Annotated in this window: 18 protein-coding genes; 5 read left to right on the top strand and 13 right to left on the bottom strand. The window is 38.5% G+C overall.

Annotated features, from left to right (window positions below; translation table 11 throughout):
- Positions 1-66 precede the first annotated feature (66 nt).
- On the bottom strand, positions 67-1,062 hold the full coding sequence (locus tag ADS77_RS08980) for a Gfo/Idh/MocA family protein (RefSeq protein ID WP_054453974.1): 996 nt from the start codon (positions 1,060-1,062) through the stop codon (positions 67-69).
- Entirely contained in the window at positions 1,059-1,868 is an 810-nt protein-coding gene (locus tag ADS77_RS08985; RefSeq protein ID WP_054453976.1) for a class I SAM-dependent methyltransferase, read from the bottom strand. The genes ADS77_RS08980 and ADS77_RS08985 overlap by 4 nt, the downstream gene beginning before the upstream one ends.
- Between ADS77_RS08985 and ADS77_RS22350 the strand changes: the two genes are divergently transcribed.
- The gene (locus ADS77_RS22350) at positions 1,867-2,013 is read left to right on the top strand and encodes a hypothetical protein (protein ID WP_161803877.1); all 147 of its coding nucleotides are present in this window, start codon (positions 1,867-1,869) and stop codon (positions 2,011-2,013) included. The two genes, ADS77_RS08985 and ADS77_RS22350, sit on opposite strands and share 2 nt — an antisense overlap.
- Positions 2,014-2,173: 160 nt before the next feature.
- On the opposite strand, the gene ADS77_RS08990 is transcribed toward ADS77_RS22350, so the two are convergent.
- The 3 genes from ADS77_RS08990 to ADS77_RS09000 form a co-directional block, all read right to left on the bottom strand.
- Positions 2,174-3,022, bottom strand: a complete 849-nt coding sequence (locus ADS77_RS08990) for a GGDEF domain-containing protein (RefSeq protein WP_054205035.1) — start codon at positions 3,020-3,022, stop codon at positions 2,174-2,176.
- A gap of 77 nt (positions 3,023-3,099) precedes the next feature.
- The gene (locus ADS77_RS08995; RefSeq protein WP_054205034.1) at positions 3,100-3,450 is read right to left on the bottom strand and encodes a hypothetical protein; all 351 of its coding nucleotides are present in this window, start codon (positions 3,448-3,450) and stop codon (positions 3,100-3,102) included.
- A 56-nt stretch (positions 3,451-3,506) separates the two neighbouring features.
- Positions 3,507-3,926, bottom strand: a complete 420-nt coding sequence (locus ADS77_RS09000; protein ID WP_054453978.1) for a DUF3429 domain-containing protein — start codon at positions 3,924-3,926, stop codon at positions 3,507-3,509.
- Between the two features lie 251 nt (positions 3,927-4,177).
- On the opposite strand from ADS77_RS09000, the gene ahpC reads away from it, so the two are divergent.
- The 3 genes from ahpC (at position 4,178) to ADS77_RS09015 (ending at position 6,962) form a co-directional block, all read left to right on the top strand.
- Positions 4,178-4,747 carry an alkyl hydroperoxide reductase subunit C gene (gene ahpC / locus ADS77_RS09005; protein ID WP_054205032.1) on the top strand — a complete coding sequence of 190 codons (570 nt, stop codon included), beginning with the start codon at positions 4,178-4,180 and terminating at the stop codon, positions 4,745-4,747.
- Between the two features lie 109 nt (positions 4,748-4,856).
- Complete coding sequence (gene ahpF / locus ADS77_RS09010; protein ID WP_054205031.1) at positions 4,857-6,428, top strand: alkyl hydroperoxide reductase subunit F; 1,572 nt, start codon at positions 4,857-4,859, stop codon at positions 6,426-6,428.
- A gap of 129 nt (positions 6,429-6,557) precedes the next feature.
- Positions 6,558-6,962 carry a GFA family protein gene (locus ADS77_RS09015; protein ID WP_054453980.1) on the top strand — a complete coding sequence of 135 codons (405 nt, stop codon included), beginning with the start codon at positions 6,558-6,560 and terminating at the stop codon, positions 6,960-6,962.
- A gap of 11 nt (positions 6,963-6,973) precedes the next feature.
- Here ADS77_RS09015 and ADS77_RS09020 read toward each other — a convergent pair whose 3' ends face one another.
- Together ADS77_RS09020 and ADS77_RS09025 are read right to left on the bottom strand one after the other, a co-directional pair.
- Positions 6,974-7,444 (bottom strand): DM13 domain-containing protein, encoded by a 471-nt coding sequence (locus ADS77_RS09020; protein ID WP_054205029.1) that lies wholly within the window; start codon positions 7,442-7,444, stop codon positions 6,974-6,976.
- An 11-nt stretch (positions 7,445-7,455) separates the two neighbouring features.
- Positions 7,456-8,262, bottom strand: coding sequence for a transporter substrate-binding domain-containing protein (locus ADS77_RS09025; protein WP_054205028.1), 807 nt, complete (start codon positions 8,260-8,262; stop codon positions 7,456-7,458).
- A 157-nt stretch (positions 8,263-8,419) separates the two neighbouring features.
- Between ADS77_RS09025 and ADS77_RS09030 the strand changes: the two genes are divergently transcribed.
- Entirely contained in the window at positions 8,420-10,045 is a 1,626-nt protein-coding gene (locus ADS77_RS09030; RefSeq protein ID WP_054205027.1) for a methyl-accepting chemotaxis protein, read from the top strand.
- A gap of 143 nt (positions 10,046-10,188) precedes the next feature.
- On the opposite strand, the gene ADS77_RS09035 is transcribed toward ADS77_RS09030, so the two are convergent.
- From ADS77_RS09035 to ADS77_RS09060, 6 genes are all read right to left on the bottom strand, one after another.
- Positions 10,189-11,034 (bottom strand): patatin family protein, encoded by an 846-nt coding sequence (locus tag ADS77_RS09035; RefSeq protein ID WP_054205026.1) that lies wholly within the window; start codon positions 11,032-11,034, stop codon positions 10,189-10,191.
- An 84-nt stretch (positions 11,035-11,118) separates the two neighbouring features.
- Positions 11,119-12,354: an ABC transporter permease gene (locus ADS77_RS09040; RefSeq protein WP_054205025.1), complete on the bottom strand. Its 1,236-nt coding sequence runs from the start codon at positions 12,352-12,354 to the stop codon at positions 11,119-11,121.
- Positions 12,351-13,550, bottom strand: a complete 1,200-nt coding sequence (locus tag ADS77_RS09045; protein ID WP_054453982.1) for an efflux RND transporter periplasmic adaptor subunit — start codon at positions 13,548-13,550, stop codon at positions 12,351-12,353. Before ADS77_RS09045 ends, ADS77_RS09040 begins: the two co-directional genes overlap by 4 nt.
- Entirely contained in the window at positions 13,547-14,716 is a 1,170-nt protein-coding gene (locus ADS77_RS09050) for an efflux RND transporter periplasmic adaptor subunit (RefSeq protein ID WP_054453984.1), read from the bottom strand. Before ADS77_RS09050 ends, ADS77_RS09045 begins: the two co-directional genes overlap by 4 nt.
- Positions 14,706-15,677, bottom strand: a complete 972-nt coding sequence (locus ADS77_RS09055; protein ID WP_054453986.1) for an HlyD family secretion protein — start codon at positions 15,675-15,677, stop codon at positions 14,706-14,708. The genes ADS77_RS09050 and ADS77_RS09055 overlap by 11 nt, the downstream gene beginning before the upstream one ends.
- Positions 15,671-16,345 (bottom strand): ABC transporter ATP-binding protein, encoded by a 675-nt coding sequence (locus tag ADS77_RS09060; protein WP_054205021.1) that lies wholly within the window; start codon positions 16,343-16,345, stop codon positions 15,671-15,673. The genes ADS77_RS09055 and ADS77_RS09060 overlap by 7 nt, the downstream gene beginning before the upstream one ends.
- Positions 16,346-16,481 lie beyond the last annotated feature (136 nt).

The raw sequence follows: 16,481 nt of genomic DNA on the forward strand, positions 1-16,481 counted from the left end.
TGCTAGCCCCTGCGTTAATTTAAACCGTTAGCAAACAATAAACTCTTTAAAAGATAACCGATTAGATTACACTTTTGATTTATCATTTGGGTAGCTCACACCTAATTGCTTACGTGCATTATCGAGCACGGTCATTACATCGAGCGATAATTGATGCGTATTAATTGGTGACTCACACAACTGCGAATTAACCGTTTTAATAAAGTGGGCAACTTCATAGCGCATAAAGTGTGTATCAAATGGTTTTGATAGTTCCTCAACAGTACCGTCATTCGCTATAAACTGAACGCGTTTAAGCTGCGACACGGCTTCAATGCGTAGCCTGCCTTTTTCACCTTGAATTTCGGTAAAGTTATCTCCTTGGGAGATCTTTGAATAACTGATCACCGCTTGTCTATCATCGTAATTGAGTAATAGATCGCCAGCGCCATCAACACCAGTCTCCAGTAATACCCCACTAGCCTGTACACTCTTGGGTGCACCCCACAGTGCAATTAAAATATACAGCGGATAAATACCTAAATCGACAAGCGCGCCGTTGGCGAATTCAGGTAAAAATGTATTTGGGCGTTCACCACTTTTATACCTATCGTAACGAGACGAATATTGACTGTATTGACCAATGTATTTACGAGGAGGCCCAATTTTGTGTAAAGCATTTTTAATGATTTCAAAATTAGGCAGATGCGTCGTCATCATTGCTTCCATATAGAGGCGGTTGTGTTTTTTAGCGGCGCAAATAATATCTTTTAACTCATGACTATTCGCCGCAGAAGGTTTTTCGCCAAGTACGTGCTTCTGCGATTCTAAGCAGCTAATGGCATAGGATTTATGCAGGCTATTTGGCGCAGCTATATAAACTACATCGACATTTTCATCATTACAAACTTGCTCTATAGTGGTAAACACTTTTGCATTATGGTGGTTATGCTTTATTAAAAATGCTTCACCGCTGCTTGTTGCTCTTGAGCATACGCCATATAAGTTAAATTCAGGTAGGGTTTGTGCCGCACTCAGTAGCGTATCGCTGATAAAATTGGTTCCGACGATGACAAAGTTCATAGCTCTTCCTTGTTATTAAAATGAGTTAACCAGTTTTTCCATTCATGCTCTAAAGCTAGCATTTGCTGATGTTTTTTTGCATTAATATGTTTTTGGTGATCTTCGTTGCCATGAAAAGGGCCCGCTCGACATAGCGCACAGTGATTATCTGTTAAGTAGTCAGGGTAGGTCAGTATTGACTTAAGATCTGCATTGCTTTTTGGGCTAAAAATATAAGTGATACCACTGGTATCTTTAACGTGTTTATCTCTATCAACATTGCGAATTTTATAGCCAGGGAATTTGGAAATATCAAAAGGTATTTTACCTAAGTAACTCGCATCTAGCCCAGCAACTAAGCTGCCCTCAATATTCCAATGTAAGTAGGGCTTCACATCTTTAGAGGTAATATAGCAAAGCATCGGCCCTGATTTATCCAGAGCAAGTTCGCAAGCGTATTTAATAAATTGGTGTAACAACGCACGGTTTAATGTGTTTAGGCTATTTTTTTGAGTATTTTCAACAAAAGCAGTTTTTCCTGCAAATGCTGGGATCAGCGGAAATTGAAAAATAATGACGTCAAACGTGTCATTATTCAAACGACGCCATGTATCTTTATTCGTTACATCAAAATGAGTTAATACGGTTACTTTATTATCAGTAAGGTCACTGAATGCATTGTCAGTGTATTTGGTTTTAATTGTATGCTCATCATCATAAGTTGAGGCAATGAGTTTCTTAGGTTTAATTGCACGATATAACGCATGTGAAAAAGAAAGGTCACCATCACCTACAGTGAGAATACGCCAGTTAGGGTTTAAATACATGAATTATGGTTTCTTAACACAAGATTGCGCCAGTATACCCAAACCACCTCAAGATGCGAGCGTCGTTGGAATTAAAAGTGATTTAGGCAAGGCATTGATTACAAGTAATAGTGGTTCTATTGTTAAAATCAATAACGCAGTATAAATCGCTTTTAAACCAACCCGTTGGGCTTTTCACAGCGACTTACTCTCATCGTTGTTCCTTCTTAAAAGGGGCGGCCATTCCTACAAAGTAACGCCTTGATATTAAGCCTCTGTGAAACGCTGAATTCTGCATCTTGAGGTGGCTTGGGTATATAACAAAGTTAGCTGTCGTTTTCTCGACAGCGCTGACGCATTGATTTACTGGTTTTATCTCGATACATATTTTGATCTGCTATATGCAGAAGATGATCGGGGTTATCGTCGTTATTTAGCTCTGCAAAACCAATACTCACACCAACTTTATATTGTTGCATAAAAGCCGTTAAGTATATTCTTAGTTCATCTATGTTAGGATTTTCATCATCACAAAAAGCGATAAACTCGTCGCCACCTAGGCGAAAGCAATTTTGTTTAGTAAAGTGCTTACTAAGGCGTTGTGCAAAATCAACTAAAATTTCATCACCACATTGATGACCATAATTATCATTAGCAAACTTAAAGTTATCTAAATCAAAGTAATAGATGAGATGAAAGTGTTCTTTAAGTTCATCAAAGCGTGCAAAGCAGGCGCGTCGGTTACCCAAGGCGGTAAGTTTGTCGTGACTTGCTTCAAATTCCAGTTGTTCTTGCAAAGTTTGACGGGTTTGAATTTCAATATTGAGCTTTTTTATTGTTGCGCGTTTTTCTGTGATTAACGAAAACAATCCTGCACACGTTAATAGGAAACCAACATGCTTGAACGTAGTATCAAAGATCAGAAAAGGAAACATCTGTGCATCTAACAAGTCATCTAGTAAATCAAATATCAGTCCTGAGCAATATAAAATCCATGCGCCTATTAAGACCCTATTACCTAAAGAGGAATAAACTTGCAACGTGAGTGAAACAGAGATACCCGCCCAGAATAACTCTTCAATCGTGTCGAATTGTGATTGCTCATGAGAAAGTAAAAAATATGTGCAAATGAACACCACAACCCAAATACAGATAAGCCAATTGGTATGCTTCATTTAAAGCCAAAAAAGTTATTTTTATACCTTATATATAGTACTAAAATGTCTGTTTCGCGAAGCCTCTTTAGCAAATATTATGGTTTTTCTCTAATAGGGCATAAAGCGAGTCGGGTTTTTAAGCCTTCAATAGCAATTTGTTTTATGATCAAGTTAAAAGTGATTAATACAGCAAACGCAATCTGGATTGGCCCGTCTGTAAAACCGGATTCTGTATCAAAAATCATCAAACCAAACAGTAAAAACATTACCACTAAAGCAATTTCAAGCCATTGATTAGAATAAAATGATAGTCGGCCTTCACTCTTATGGTCTTTTTTTATGTGTATGGCACAAAAGAAAGGGATTACTTTAATTTTGAAATTGGCATTTTTTTCAACGTAGTTTTCACCGAGTTGATCAAGCTGTTGACGAAGTTTATCTATCATAAGTTATCCTAAAAAGCAGTGCGCGGATGGTACATGAAACCGCTTTAAAGGGCGAGTTAGTTAGGATATAAACTTATTCCGATCACAAAAGTGTGACAGACAAAAACCACAGAAGTTAACACAAAACGCATTTTTTGATAATCTGCATGGTAGGTTTGCCATTGTGGGTTCGACTTCTCAAAAAAGAACACTAGCCAAAAACTAACAGCTAACCATATTAAAGTGACTGTTTGTGGTACGAAAGCTAAAAACCCAAGTGGTATAACGGGTATCACGGCTTTTAAAGCATCGCTGTAACGTTGATTTCCTGCATGCCATAAATTCCCCGCCATAAACGCTAATATTGCAATACTATAAAAGGTAAAAAATTGTATGTTAAATTGGTTACTACCAACGAGTAAAGGCCATCCAACACAGCCTAAAAATGGCACGAGGCCTAAATAACCTAACTGAATATGATTAACAAATTTGTTCATGGCTTACCTTACACGGAGTTATTAATACAAATTTAACACACCATTGTACCATTTAGAAATTGAAAAACGCTAACTTAAAAGCATGCCCATATCCCGTATACGATCGTTATAAGCAGGAAGTTCAATCTGTATATTCGATTACATCAATCCAAACAATCAATTTTATTAATTTAAGCAAACGCTCTATTGTATGTCTCAAGCCAACACACAGTGTGTTGTTATTTTTTATTTAAATACCCATGAGGAATACTATGAGCACTTCATTGATTAATACAAAACTACAACCATTCAACGCTACGGCTTATCACAATGGTGATTTTGTTGAACTAAGCGAGAAAGATGTATTAGGTAAATGGTCAATTTTCTTCTTTTACCCGGCCGATTTTACATTTGTATGCCCAACAGAATTAGGCGATGTAGCAGATCATTACGCACAATTACAAGAAATGGGTGTTGAAGTTTATTCTGTTTCTACAGATACACATTTTACGCACAAAGCGTGGCACGATACGTCAGACACTATCGGCAAAATCACTTATCCAATGATTGGCGATCCAACAGGGCGTATTACACGCAGTTTTGGTGTGATGATTGAAGAAGAAGGTTTGGCGTTACGTGGTACGTTTGTAATGAACCCTGAAGGTGAAATAAAAATCATCGAAACTCATGATTTAGGCATTGGCCGCAGTGCAAAAGAACTCGTACGCAAAGTACAAGCAGCGCAATATATTGCAACACATGATGGCGAAGTTTGTCCTGCATCATGGCAGCCAGGTGAAGAGACTCTTGCGCCGTCTCTTGATTTAGTTGGCAAAATCTAAATATATGGTTGCACATAATTAATGTGTTCCAAAACGCCCATCATCACAACTTTATTAAGCACATTAGCGTGATGATGGGCACCCTTTTGCTGAAAACGAAGGCTAAGCCATGTTAGACACAAACATAAAAAATCAATTAAAAAGCCACTTTGAATCTATAACAGATCCTGTTGAGCTGCTTATCGCTTTGGATGACAGCAAAAAGTCAACAGAATTAGAAAACCTAGCGAATGACATCGCATCATTAAGTAATCAATTTTTAGTACGAAATAACCCAGATAACGATGTACGTCGTCCTTCAATGACGGTGTACTCACCCATAAAAGAAACCCAAATAACCTTTGCGGGTGTACCTATGGGGCATGAGTTTACAAGTTTAGTGCTGGCTTTACTTCACAGTGGCGGCCATCCCAGTAAGGTCTCTGATGAGCAGCGTGCGCAGATAAGTTCGTTGAGTGAACCACTGAATTTTGAAGTATATATTTCATTGAGTTGCCAGACATGCCCGCAAGTCGTTCAAGCACTTAATTTAATGGCAGCTCTTAATCCTCTGATCACCGCCACTATGGTAGACGGTGCGTTATTTCAAGACGAAGTGGAACAACGAAATATCCTCGCCGTGCCCGCAGTGTACTTAAATGGACAACTATTTAGTCAAGGGGCAATGACGCTTAGTACGATTTTAAATAAAGTTGATAGTAAGGCAGGCGTTCGTCAAGCTCAATCGCTGAACGAAAAAGAGCAATTTGATGTATTAGTGGTCGGTGGTGGCCCTGCAGGTGCATCCGCAGCCATCTATGCCGCGCGCAAAGGCTTGAATACCGGTATTGTTGCTGAACGTTTTGGTGGTCAAGTGGCGGATACATTAAGTATAGAGAATTTTATATCGATCAAAGCAACAGAAGGCCCCAAACTTGTTGCCCAACTTGAAGAACACGTTAAAGAATATAATGTGGATGTAATGAATAATCAACGTGCTGTAGGGCTAAGTTATAACAATGGCTATGACATCACTTTAGAAAATGGCGCAGTGTTAAGTGCTAAATCCTTAGTACTTGCAACAGGTGCTCGCTGGCGCGAAATGAATGTGCCTGGGGAGAGCCAATATCGTGGACATGGCGTTGCTTATTGCCCGCACTGTGATGGACCGCTATTTAAAGGTAAATCGGTTGCGGTGATCGGTGGTGGTAACTCAGGTATTGAAGCGGCAATTGATTTAGCGAATATCGTAGAACATGTCACAGTTTTAGAATTTGCTAACACATTACGTGCTGATGAAGTACTCATACGAAAAGCGAATAGTTTAAAGAATATTACGATTATAAAAAATGCACAAACTACTGCGGTGCTAGGTGACGGCAAGCGTGTAACGGGGCTTAGCTACACTGATCGCGAATCGGGTGAGAGCAAAATGATAAGTCTTGCAGGTATTTTTGTGCAAATAGGGCTTATACCAAATACAGAGTGGCTTAAAAACAGTGATGTGTCATTAACACGATTTGGTGAGATAGAAATCGACGCAAAGGGATCAACATCTTTACCCGGTGTGTTTGGTGCCGGTGATGTAACCACGACACCTTTTAAACAAATAATCATCGCGATGGGCAGCGGTGCAACCGCGAGTCTTGGCGCGTTTGATTATTTAATTCGCCACAGTGATAACGACGCTGCTGTGGCATAAAAGCTCTTGATTTAGCAGTTTCCACCCATGATTGCTATTTTCCAAAGCCGCCCTCTCCAAAGGCGGCTTTTTTTGTACATTAAAATAATTACTTATGTTATATTTTTTAAAAAATATAGGGGAAAGTAAATGTACAAAGGAAGTTGCTTGTGTAAAAAAATAGCGATTAAAATCGATGGCCCTATCAGCAGCATTATTCATTGTCATTGCTCTTTGTGTCGAAAATCAAGCGGAACAGCATATGCAACTAATGGGTTTGTAGCGCGAAGCGATTTTACCATTACTAAAGGGCAAGACTCTCTGAGCATGTTTGAGTTTAAACCGGGTCGAAATCGGTATTTTTGTAGTAAATGTGGCTCACCTGTTTACAGTGAAAACTTAGCCGATATAACGCGTCTAAGACTACGCTTAGGTATTCTCGATAGTGACATAACACAGCGACCTATTAGCCACAATTTTTGTAGTTCTAAAGCTAATTGGGAGGAGTTTGATGCACAATTACCTCACTACGACGGCTTTGAACCAAGCCGCTAATTTTTAGCAGCTTATTGATATTGCGTAGCTGTAATAAATTCATTGAAGCTTTCGCACCAAATAATAACGGTATTAAAGTCAGCAATATTAATGCCTTGTGGCACTTTGACCATAAAACCATCAAATGTTTTGACGCTGCCTACCCGTGTGAAGCTTCCCTTGTGTGCTAAAAATTCAGTTTCATTATCAATAAATTTATTAGCGAGGTAAAGCTGGTAGTCAGGTCCGGGACTTAATTTGCCCGCAAACGAAATCATCCGCTTAGTTAAACGAACTTCACCCGTACCAAAATGCAATGCATCAGATCCTTCTAGGTCTTCTTTAAATTCACCGCTATAAATTGCCTTTTGAGCATGTGTTGCTAGTTCCAGTTTACTAGGAGAGGTCGGCGCAGTGATAATGGGTAGAGCATACATACCAGAACCAAAACCTAATATAAAAACAACGAGATAGGAAAGCGTACGTATCAAAGTAGTAACCATAACTAAGCCTTTTATTCTAAGTTAAATACTTTCCTTGATGATAAATTTAAGCGTTTTTCCTTTTCGCCAAAAAAGCGTTGATAAAGCAACTCAAACTCACCACTTTGTTGTAACTGAGTTAAGCCTGATTCAAGTAATATTAATAAATCTTTATTTCTATTGTGTGTATAAAAGTAATAATGACTGGGGTATTGCAACATAATTGTTGGTTCAATCATTAAATCTACATGTTTTTGTTTTGCAAGTTCGGCTTCAATTGCGGACACAGAGCGAGGGAAATAATCACCAAGGTTTGTGTCTAATGCTTTTATCATGCTTTTATAACTTAGTTCACCATTGACGGTTAAGCCACTTCGTTTGAGTACTTTATAGTCGGACCAGCTTTGTTTTTGTAACCCTACGAGCGGCTTTAATTGATTAAGCGACGAAATCCTTTTGAAGATTGCCTGCTGGTTTTTATTAATCATCAATAGGCGTTTGCCATGTATCCCTTTATACAAGGGGGAGGATGTGTGAAGTAGATCATTGTGTGCGCTAGGCTCTATAGATAACCAGGCTAAATTAATTCCACCGGGCTTATAAAGCTCTCCAGTGATCCTTTTTTTATTCATGGGCTTAATTGAGTAAATAAAGTTAACTTCTTTGCCTACCTTAGCAAAGCTTTGTGTTAGTAAAGCATGAATGTATTGATTTGTGGGTGATTCTACAATACTCGGTCGGGCTAAATGAAGATTAACAACTGCATTATTAGCTTGCGCGGCGAAAGGGAGCAATAACAATAAATAAAGCGTATAGCGTAATAAAGATGAGAAAGCCATAGTTCAGTCGTAAGTCAATAATAGTTAACATACTATAGCAAAATATTCGTAGGTTTAGTTTAGTGATGAATTTATTATAATTTAATTAGCAAAAAAACCAGTGTGTTTTAAAATTAGTATTATACTTTTCTAATAATAGAAGTAAATTTGGAACGCTATGCTTAATAATTACTCAGTACGAACCCGATTAGGAGTACTGGCAATACTGCCAGTACTGATATTTATTTTAACGGCTGTATTTTCTATAAATACAATGGGAAGCTTAGTTGTAGGAATCGATGATTTATACGAAGACAGGGTTGTTCCACTTAAGCAAATAAAGAATGTGTCAGATAATTATGCTGTGAATATTGTTGACTTATTTCATAAGTATAGAGCAGGAAATATTCCAAAGCCTGACTTTTTGAGTGCAGTGAACGATGCAAAAAATACTGCAGATAGCGAATGGCAAGCATATCTTAGTACTAACTTAACGGATGAAGAGCGGCGCTTAGTGAGTGTCGTAGAAAACAAACTTTTGCCTGTTCAAGCACACCTGAAAAACCTACTCGATAGTATTACAAACGAAGAATTTCAATCTGTGTCTCAGCAACAATTTGTGAGTGATCTCTATAATGTATTTGACCCTTTGAGTACAAGTTATCAAGCCTTAATAGAATTACAATTACACGAGGCCAATAGCTTCAAAGATCAAGCAAATGACAGCTATGAAGTGACGAGCTTAATAATGGAAGTGTCAGTTGTATTACTTGTATTGATTTTATTGACGATTGCCTATTTTATATACCGATCAATTCATAATCCACTTATGTCATTACGTAACACAATATCTGAAATTGCAAATGATGCAGATCTGAGATTACGAGCTAATGTTCAGGGTGAAGATGAAATTGCTGAAACAGCAACACATTTTAATAACATGGTGGCAAGAATTCATACGTTAGTAACGGACGTTTCGGGCGCGACAATGACTTTATCGTCTGCTGCTGAACAAATGAACTCGATTAGCGATCAAGTAGCGACGACAGCAACAGAGCAAGAGCAACAATCAGCGATGATAGCAACCGCGATCACGCAAATGAGTAGTGCGATTGAGCAGGTGGCTCAAAATGCACTTGCAACATCTGATAAAGCTACAAACGCAGACACTAAAGCACAACAAGGACAACAAGCAGTTGCAGATAACATAGAATCAATAAAAACGTTGTCACATTTAGTCAATGATAATACTCAACTTATAAATGAATTAAATACGCAAACAAACGATATTAATCAAGTTGTTATGATGATTCAAGGCGTTGCAGAACAAACTAATTTATTAGCCCTTAACGCAGCAATTGAAGCTGCACGAGCGGGGGATTCAGGACGAGGCTTTGCTGTTGTTGCGGATGAAGTAAGGCAGCTTGCCCATAACACCCAAAAGGCAACAGCAAGTATCAATGAAATGATCACTAAATTACAGGAAATGGCGCAACAAGCCGCTGCGTCGATGGGAAATGCTGAAAGCAGTGCCCAAGAAAGTGTTGACCATGCGCAGTATTCGTCTCAAGTATTAAGTGAGATAAATCAAGAGGTCACTCAAATTGCAGATATGAATACCCAAGTGTCAACAGCGACAGAAGAGCAAAAAATGGTTGCGCATGAGCTAAGTAGTAATATTAATGAGTTCAGCGCAAGTATTTTGTCTGTTAGTGAAAGTTCACAGCAAAATGCGCAAGCATCTCAGGAGTTAGCAATATTGGCAGCGACGTTACAGCAGCAAGTAAATGAATTTAAAATATAGTAGACCTAAACTTAAACATAAAATCTAATATTACCTTGATAGAGTACCAAGTACACGGTTGTGTATTTGGTACTAAAACTACTTAGAACGTCACTTAATTGATAATATTCCCCGGATTTTGTTGCTAACAAAGAGTTTGGTTTTTAAGTGACTAAAATACGGCTTAAGTAATTTTGACCAGCATTAAAGCCCATCAAATAACCATCAGCTAATTTCTTTGTGTTAGTGGTTGTACGACCAACTTTGAAGTTTTTAGGTGGTGCAATGATGTTTATTTTACAGTTAGCTGGCGGGTTGTGAATAAAGTCGATACTGGCATTGTAGTTTTCAGTGCGTGCTAACGTAGCGCGAATAAGTGCAGGGTAATCTTTGTAAATATGTTTTGTAAGCCAAGGTGTTTTATTTGGTTTTTTTCGATAGCCAAGCGGTTGAGAAAGTATCACGGTTACTTCATTAGCACCCATTTCATACGCTTTACGAATAGGAATTGAATCGGCAACTCCACCGTCGGTCATCTTTAATCCACCAATAGACGGAAAATCTCGATAGGCAATTGGAATAGCGCATGATGCTTTAAGTTGTTGTTCTAATTGCTTAGCTGTGGCTTTTAAATATTGGGCTTCGCCATTTTCAATTGCAGTGGCGACAATATAAAAATCGCATGATTGATTATGAAACGTTGTTAAATCAAGGCGAATATCTTTAATAGTCTGTTGCCATAACCAATCTAAATCGAACAAGTGCCCGCCACGAATAAATCGTGATAAATTTATAAACTCAGGCCTGCAAGAGTAATCGGTAATTACTTTGTGATTTCGCTTGGGTTGTTTACACAAATAAGCGGCGATGTTGGTTGCGCCTGCAGACACACCAAAACAGCGGTTAAAAGGTTGATATTGGGCAGTCAAAAAAGCATCAAGTACACCCGTGGCAAATATCCCACGCATAGCGCCACCTTCAACAACTAAAGCATGAGATGAATGATTCATAGCGTTACTCTCTTTTTAGAATAACGCTATGCTAACAATTTCATTGTTAATTCGCGAGGGAGAATGTGAGTTTACCTGCAGTAATTAATCACTTTGTAGGGCTTCGATAGGATCAAGCTGTGACGCTTTAATTGCAGGGTATACGCCAAATATAAGCCCTACTAATGCACAAATACTAAAAGACAATACAATAGCGGTCATGGACCAAGATACAGCCCACTGAGAATAGATTGAAATAATTTCAGATAAACCAATACCAAAGACAACGCCTAATAAACCACCCAAAATAGAAATAGTGAAGCTTTCAGCAATAAATTGTATGCGGATATCTTTTTGTGTCGCGCCGATAGCACGTAATAAACCAATTTCTTTGGTTCGCTCAAGTACAGTTGCAAGCATAATATTCATAATACCAATCCCTCCAACGAGCAATGAAATACCTGCAACGCACGACATAACGATATTAAATATTTGTTGGGTTTGTTTTTGCTGTGCTAATAAAGCGGCTGGAATGACTAATTCAAAATCATCAATATCACTGTGACGATTTTGCAGCAGATGTTCTAATGCTTGGGCTGCGATAATGGGGTCTACAGACTTATCAATCGCCAGTTTTAAGCTGGTTACTTCACTATCGAGTAAACCGCTTTTAAAGCGGTGTAGCGCCGTACTTAGAGGGATAAACACTTGATTTTGTTCATTGCCTAGTTTCACACCTTGAAACTCTTTCTTTTTTAAATAGGGAGATTGTAAAATGCCAATGACTTTAAACCAGAGGTGATTGATTTTAATTTGTTGCCCAAGGGCGTCACCTAATGGAAAAAGTTGTTTGGCGGTATTTGCGCCTAACATAGCCACTTGTGCAAACTGTTGTTGATCGTTTTGATTTAAAACACGACCGGAAAAAATTTGGAAGTGTGATAATTCAAAAAAGTTTGCACTAACACCAACAGCGGACGCATCGCTTTTATTGTATTGACTAAAAATATGGTATGTCTCAATTGTTTTTTGCGCCGCATAATCAGTGATGAAAGGCAGTGACGCATGAGCGACTTGAGCATCTCGAAGGTTCAAACCTGCAGAGTGTTTACGTTGTTCTTTTAATTCCTTTTCATCAAATTCTTTTGCATTAACAATTAAGTTATACAAGCCCATAGAGTCAATCATTTTCATTGCTTCTTGCTCTGCACCTTCACCAATATTGAGCATCGCAATAACGGCACCCACACCAAAAATCATTCCTAATAGAGTCAGCAAGGTACGTAATTTATGCTGCGCAAGCTCTAACGTGGTGTCGATAAATAAACTCAAATATTTCATTGGGCGTCCTTCATATTAATTAAGGAGATCACATTACCAGAGGCGACACCTTCAACTATTTCAACGTGGCTTAAATTATGTTTGCCTAATTTTACAGTGGTTTTAATAAACTCATTGTGTACTTCGGTGTAAACATAATGGGCATTTTGTTCAGTAAATACGCTTTGTTTTGGTACTATTAAGCGTTCGCTTTCTGGGGTAACCAAAATATGTGCGTTGAGTTTCAAACCTGGTCGTAATGCAGCGCTTTGTTCATTAATATTTGCTTTTAATTCGTAATATTTTTGTGGATCGCCACGTTTAATAGATTTTGGAAAAGGAGACACTTCAATTAATTCACCGCTAAATTGTTGATCAGGTAAAGCGATAAGCTTAAATGTTAGAGTTTGACCCACTGCTAAATCAATGGCCTCACGCTCAGATACATAAAGGATTAGTTGCATTTGGCTGACATCGGGTAACGCTGCAATCTTTTGCCCTGGCCATAGCGTTTCACCAGCTCGGGGTTTTTCACCACGCCAATTAGTGTCATGGGTTAGTAAGCCATCATGGGGGGCAACTATTTCAAGTTGTGATAAGTTAGTATTTAAAGATGCTAATTTTTGTTGATGTTGATCTTTTCTCATTTTTAACAGCATTAATTCGCCAGTTGCGCCTTGTTCAAAGCGTTCGACCTGCCAGTCATAGTAATTATGTTTTGCATTTAAAAACTCAACATTTTGTTGTGACTCTAAGATCTCTAGCTTGGAGATAATGCGTTCATCTTCGATTGAATAGTCTTCGGCAAACTGTTTTTCTTCACTAACCAATACAATGTCATGATTTAAAATTGTTTTATCTTTTTCTATTGCGCCTGACTTTTGCGTTAAGTCTTCATCAGCCATGGCGGTTTGATTGGTAATTTTTTGACTTTGACGGCGCATTTTCTCCCCATCAAAACGCGCAATCACTTCGCCTTTTTTGACTTGGCTATACTCAGGCATTAACCACGCTAAAGTTTGCGGTCCTTGACTTGATGCAGGGGCAACTATAAGGGTTTCGTTTGCAGCAACTAAATGGCCCTTGGCTTCAACTTCGGTTTTAAAGCTATGTGTGCTGACGGTATAAGTCAGCTCATTTTGAACTTTATTTTCTTTAGAACAACCACTTAATATAAGCGCAGTGGTAATTAAGCTCAATACAAAACGGATTTTCATAATTTCACCTCATCACCTTGTTGTAAACCGCTTTTAATCACGGCGAGATTATCAGTGAAATGGCTAATCTCTATCAATTGTTTATTATTCTCCGTAGTCTCAACAAAGGGTCCTTGTAAATCATACTGTAAGCTAGCTAAAGGGATACTTAAAGCCTGTGCAAGTAATGCGGTGGTTATCTCTAAGCGTGCTGTTAGGCCTGGTCTTATTGCGCTAATATCAAGGTTATCAATACTGATAATTGCATCTACAATACGGCGTTTATCTTGGTATGATTTTTCTCTAAACACACGGCCTAAGCTTTTTACCTTTCCTGAAACAACTAACTCAGTACTACCATCAATGGTAATTTTAACCGTTTGCCCGGGCGTTATTTTACCGCTATCGGGCTCATCGATTTGTGCTTTTACTTGCATATTCTCCAGCACAGCAAGTTCTATAACCGGTTGGCCAAATTGTACGCTTTCACCTATGGATGATTTTTCACCTTGGTAATTGGTTTTGTAAATTACTAGGCCATCTATCGGGGCTTTTACTTTAAGACGATCAATATCTTGTAAATATCCGTCCACTTCGCTCTGTAGCCGAGCAACCTTGCTCTTTGCCATTTTTAGATTTAACTCTTTGCTTTGTTGTTGAAAGGTTTGTTTACTTTTAGCCAGGGTTAAATCATTGTTTGCAATTGTAAAATCAATTTGTGATTTTTTACGGTCAACTTCAGAACGAGAATGATCGACAATATCTGCTTTGCGTTTAGCTTTATCGTAATTCATTTTCATTTCAGCCACGGAGAGTGTTAACTCTTGTTCTTTGATGAGTTCTTTATTTTGGGCATTTTCTAGCTGTTTTTTTGCCCGAAGTAACTCTGATTGTTTTTCAATTAGTTTATCTCGAACTTGTTTGTCGTCGAACGAGACAATGACTTCACCTTGCTTAACGTGTGTATTTTCAGGTTTCATCGTTTTAATTTGGTATTGCCACATACGGGCGACAGACGGCGGGGCAATGATTGCTGTTGTTGAAGATTCCAACTCGCCGTTAGCATTGACGGTAATAGCAATGTCACTGCTTTTAACAACATGGGTTTGTTGGCTCTCGTCATTGCATGCGCTTAATACACACACAAACATGATTACTGTACATACTAATAAGGCTTTATTCCTCATCTGTATCTGCTCCTATTGTTAGCTTTGCGCTCATACCTGGCAACAGATTTAATGCAACAGCGCTAAAATTAAAACGAGTTCTAAAATAAGCGTCTTTTCCCCATTGTAAGCGTTCTTCTGGTTGAGTTGAGACTTCGCTTAGCGTAGCGCTTAGTGGCTGTTGTAAATAGGCGTCAAATAGTAACTGTGCCTGTTGTCCGAGCTTTAACTGATGGTAATCAATTTCATGTACCCATGCTTCAATATAAAGCTCACTCATGGCTGGTATTTCGGCAATTTTCCAACCCGGTTGCGCAGTCATACCTACAAACGCTTTTTCGCCATTCCACGGGTGGTTGGCATATAATACGGGCCCCGATCGCAGAGCTTGAATACTCATACTAGCAAGCTGATTTTTGTTATATTCAAGATTAGTTTTTAATTGTTCAATGGTTAGTAATTGTTTGTTATAAGCAACGTTATTCTCTGTTTTTACTTGCAACAGTTCTTCAGATGCTTTTTGTTTATTAATTAAAGCCTTCTCAAATTCAAGCTGATTTTTTTGATAGTCATAAGTACTTAAATTAACTTGAGGAATAGCAGCATCAATACGCGCACGTTCTAATAAAAGCTCAGAGCGCTTAAAGTTAAACTCAGCTTCAATTTGATTTTCTTTATTACTGGTGGTGATCCTAATAAGCTCTTCTTGTGCGGCTTCAAGGTTAACTTCATCTTGCTCTATTTCAGTTGCAATTGTGCCGCTATCAAATACTACAACGGTATCACCTTTTTGCGCTATTTCGCCTTCCTCCATCATCCATTGGACTTGCACACGCCATGTATCTGACTTGGGAGCGTAGAATATTTGATTTTCACTGGCTTTTAGTTCGCCACTGAGCAATAAGCTTTGGGCAAAAGTTGAAAATGATAAACTACTAAAAAGTAAGATAAGGCTGGTTTTAATCAGTTTATTTTTTAACATCCGCTGTCCTCAATCACTACACCATCTTTCATTCGAATTACGCGTTTAGCGTAAGCTGCAATATCTTCTTCATGTGTAACCATGACTAAGGTGTGTCCTTGCTGGTGGAGCGAGCACAGTAACTCCATTATTTCATGGGATGTTTTGCTATCGAGGTTACCGGTAGGTTCATCTGCAAAAATTACTTGCGGGTTATTCACTAATGCTCTGGCGATGGCAACGCGCTGACGTTGCCCCCCTGACATTTCAAATGGTTTATGGTGCGCACGATTTTGTAAACCAACCTTATCAAGCATCGCCATTGCGCGATCACTAGCTTGTTGTTTTGGCATATCGGTATAGCGCAGTGGTAGGGCAACATTTTCTTGTGCGCTTAGTCGTGTTAACAAGTGAAAGGTTTGAAATATAAAGCCAATTTTCTTATTGCGAATAGCAGAAAGGCTCTCGTCATGTACCTCCTTTATACTTTCATCAGAAAGTAAATAATTACCAGAAGTTGGCGTGTCGAGACACCCTAAAATATTCATTAAAGTAGACTTTCCTGAGCCGGATGCGCCCATCACCGCGACAAATTCACCTTCTTTAATATGTAACGATACGTTATCTAATGCAATTACTTGCGTTTCACCTGCACCATAAGTACGGCAAAGATTTTCGACCCTGATCATATGCTGACTTTTATTTTTATAATTATGGCTAATTAAACTAACGGGAAAAGGTAACAGGAACAAGCAAAAGATTTTTTGCTTTATTGAATAAAATTAAGCTACCGTTAAAGATAAAAGTTGGTTAACAAATTTGTAT

This window comes from Pseudoalteromonas porphyrae (genome assembly GCF_001298125.1).
Classification (GTDB): domain Bacteria; phylum Pseudomonadota; class Gammaproteobacteria; order Enterobacterales; family Alteromonadaceae; genus Pseudoalteromonas; species Pseudoalteromonas neustonica.

Excerpts from the sequence above, each read along its gene's own strand:
- ADS77_RS09030 (WP_054205027.1), top strand. The coding sequence starts at position 8,420 with ATGCTTAATAATTACTCAGTACGAACCCGATTAGGAGTACTGGCAATA.
- ADS77_RS09035 (WP_054205026.1), bottom strand. The coding sequence starts at position 11,034 with ATGAATCATTCATCTCATGCTTTAGTTGTTGAAGGTGGCGCTATGCGT.
- ADS77_RS09055 (WP_054453986.1), bottom strand. The coding sequence starts at position 15,677 with ATGTTAAAAAATAAACTGATTAAAACCAGCCTTATCTTACTTTTTAGT.
- ADS77_RS09045 (WP_054453982.1), bottom strand. The coding sequence starts at position 13,550 with ATGAAAATCCGTTTTGTATTGAGCTTAATTACCACTGCGCTTATATTA.
- ADS77_RS09015 (WP_054453980.1), top strand. The coding sequence starts at position 6,558 with ATGTACAAAGGAAGTTGCTTGTGTAAAAAAATAGCGATTAAAATCGAT.
- ADS77_RS09050 (WP_054453984.1), bottom strand. The coding sequence starts at position 14,716 with ATGAGGAATAAAGCCTTATTAGTATGTACAGTAATCATGTTTGTGTGT.
- ADS77_RS09025 (WP_054205028.1), bottom strand. The coding sequence starts at position 8,262 with ATGGCTTTCTCATCTTTATTACGCTATACGCTTTATTTATTGTTATTG.
- ADS77_RS09000 (WP_054453978.1), bottom strand. The coding sequence starts at position 3,926 with ATGAACAAATTTGTTAATCATATTCAGTTAGGTTATTTAGGCCTCGTG.
- ADS77_RS08980 (WP_054453974.1), bottom strand. The coding sequence starts at position 1,062 with ATGAACTTTGTCATCGTCGGAACCAATTTTATCAGCGATACGCTACTG.
- ADS77_RS08995 (WP_054205034.1), bottom strand. The coding sequence starts at position 3,450 with ATGATAGATAAACTTCGTCAACAGCTTGATCAACTCGGTGAAAACTAC.
- ADS77_RS09020 (WP_054205029.1), bottom strand. The coding sequence starts at position 7,444 with ATGGTTACTACTTTGATACGTACGCTTTCCTATCTCGTTGTTTTTATA.
- ahpF (WP_054205031.1), top strand. The coding sequence starts at position 4,857 with ATGTTAGACACAAACATAAAAAATCAATTAAAAAGCCACTTTGAATCT.
- ADS77_RS08990 (WP_054205035.1), bottom strand. The coding sequence starts at position 3,022 with ATGAAGCATACCAATTGGCTTATCTGTATTTGGGTTGTGGTGTTCATT.
- ADS77_RS09060 (WP_054205021.1), bottom strand. The coding sequence starts at position 16,345 with ATGATCAGGGTCGAAAATCTTTGCCGTACTTATGGTGCAGGTGAAACG.
- ADS77_RS22350 (WP_161803877.1), top strand. The coding sequence starts at position 1,867 with ATGAATTATGGTTTCTTAACACAAGATTGCGCCAGTATACCCAAACCA.
- ahpC (WP_054205032.1), top strand. The coding sequence starts at position 4,178 with ATGAGCACTTCATTGATTAATACAAAACTACAACCATTCAACGCTACG.
- ADS77_RS09040 (WP_054205025.1), bottom strand. The coding sequence starts at position 12,354 with ATGAAATATTTGAGTTTATTTATCGACACCACGTTAGAGCTTGCGCAG.
- ADS77_RS08985 (WP_054453976.1), bottom strand. The coding sequence starts at position 1,868 with ATGTATTTAAACCCTAACTGGCGTATTCTCACTGTAGGTGATGGTGAC.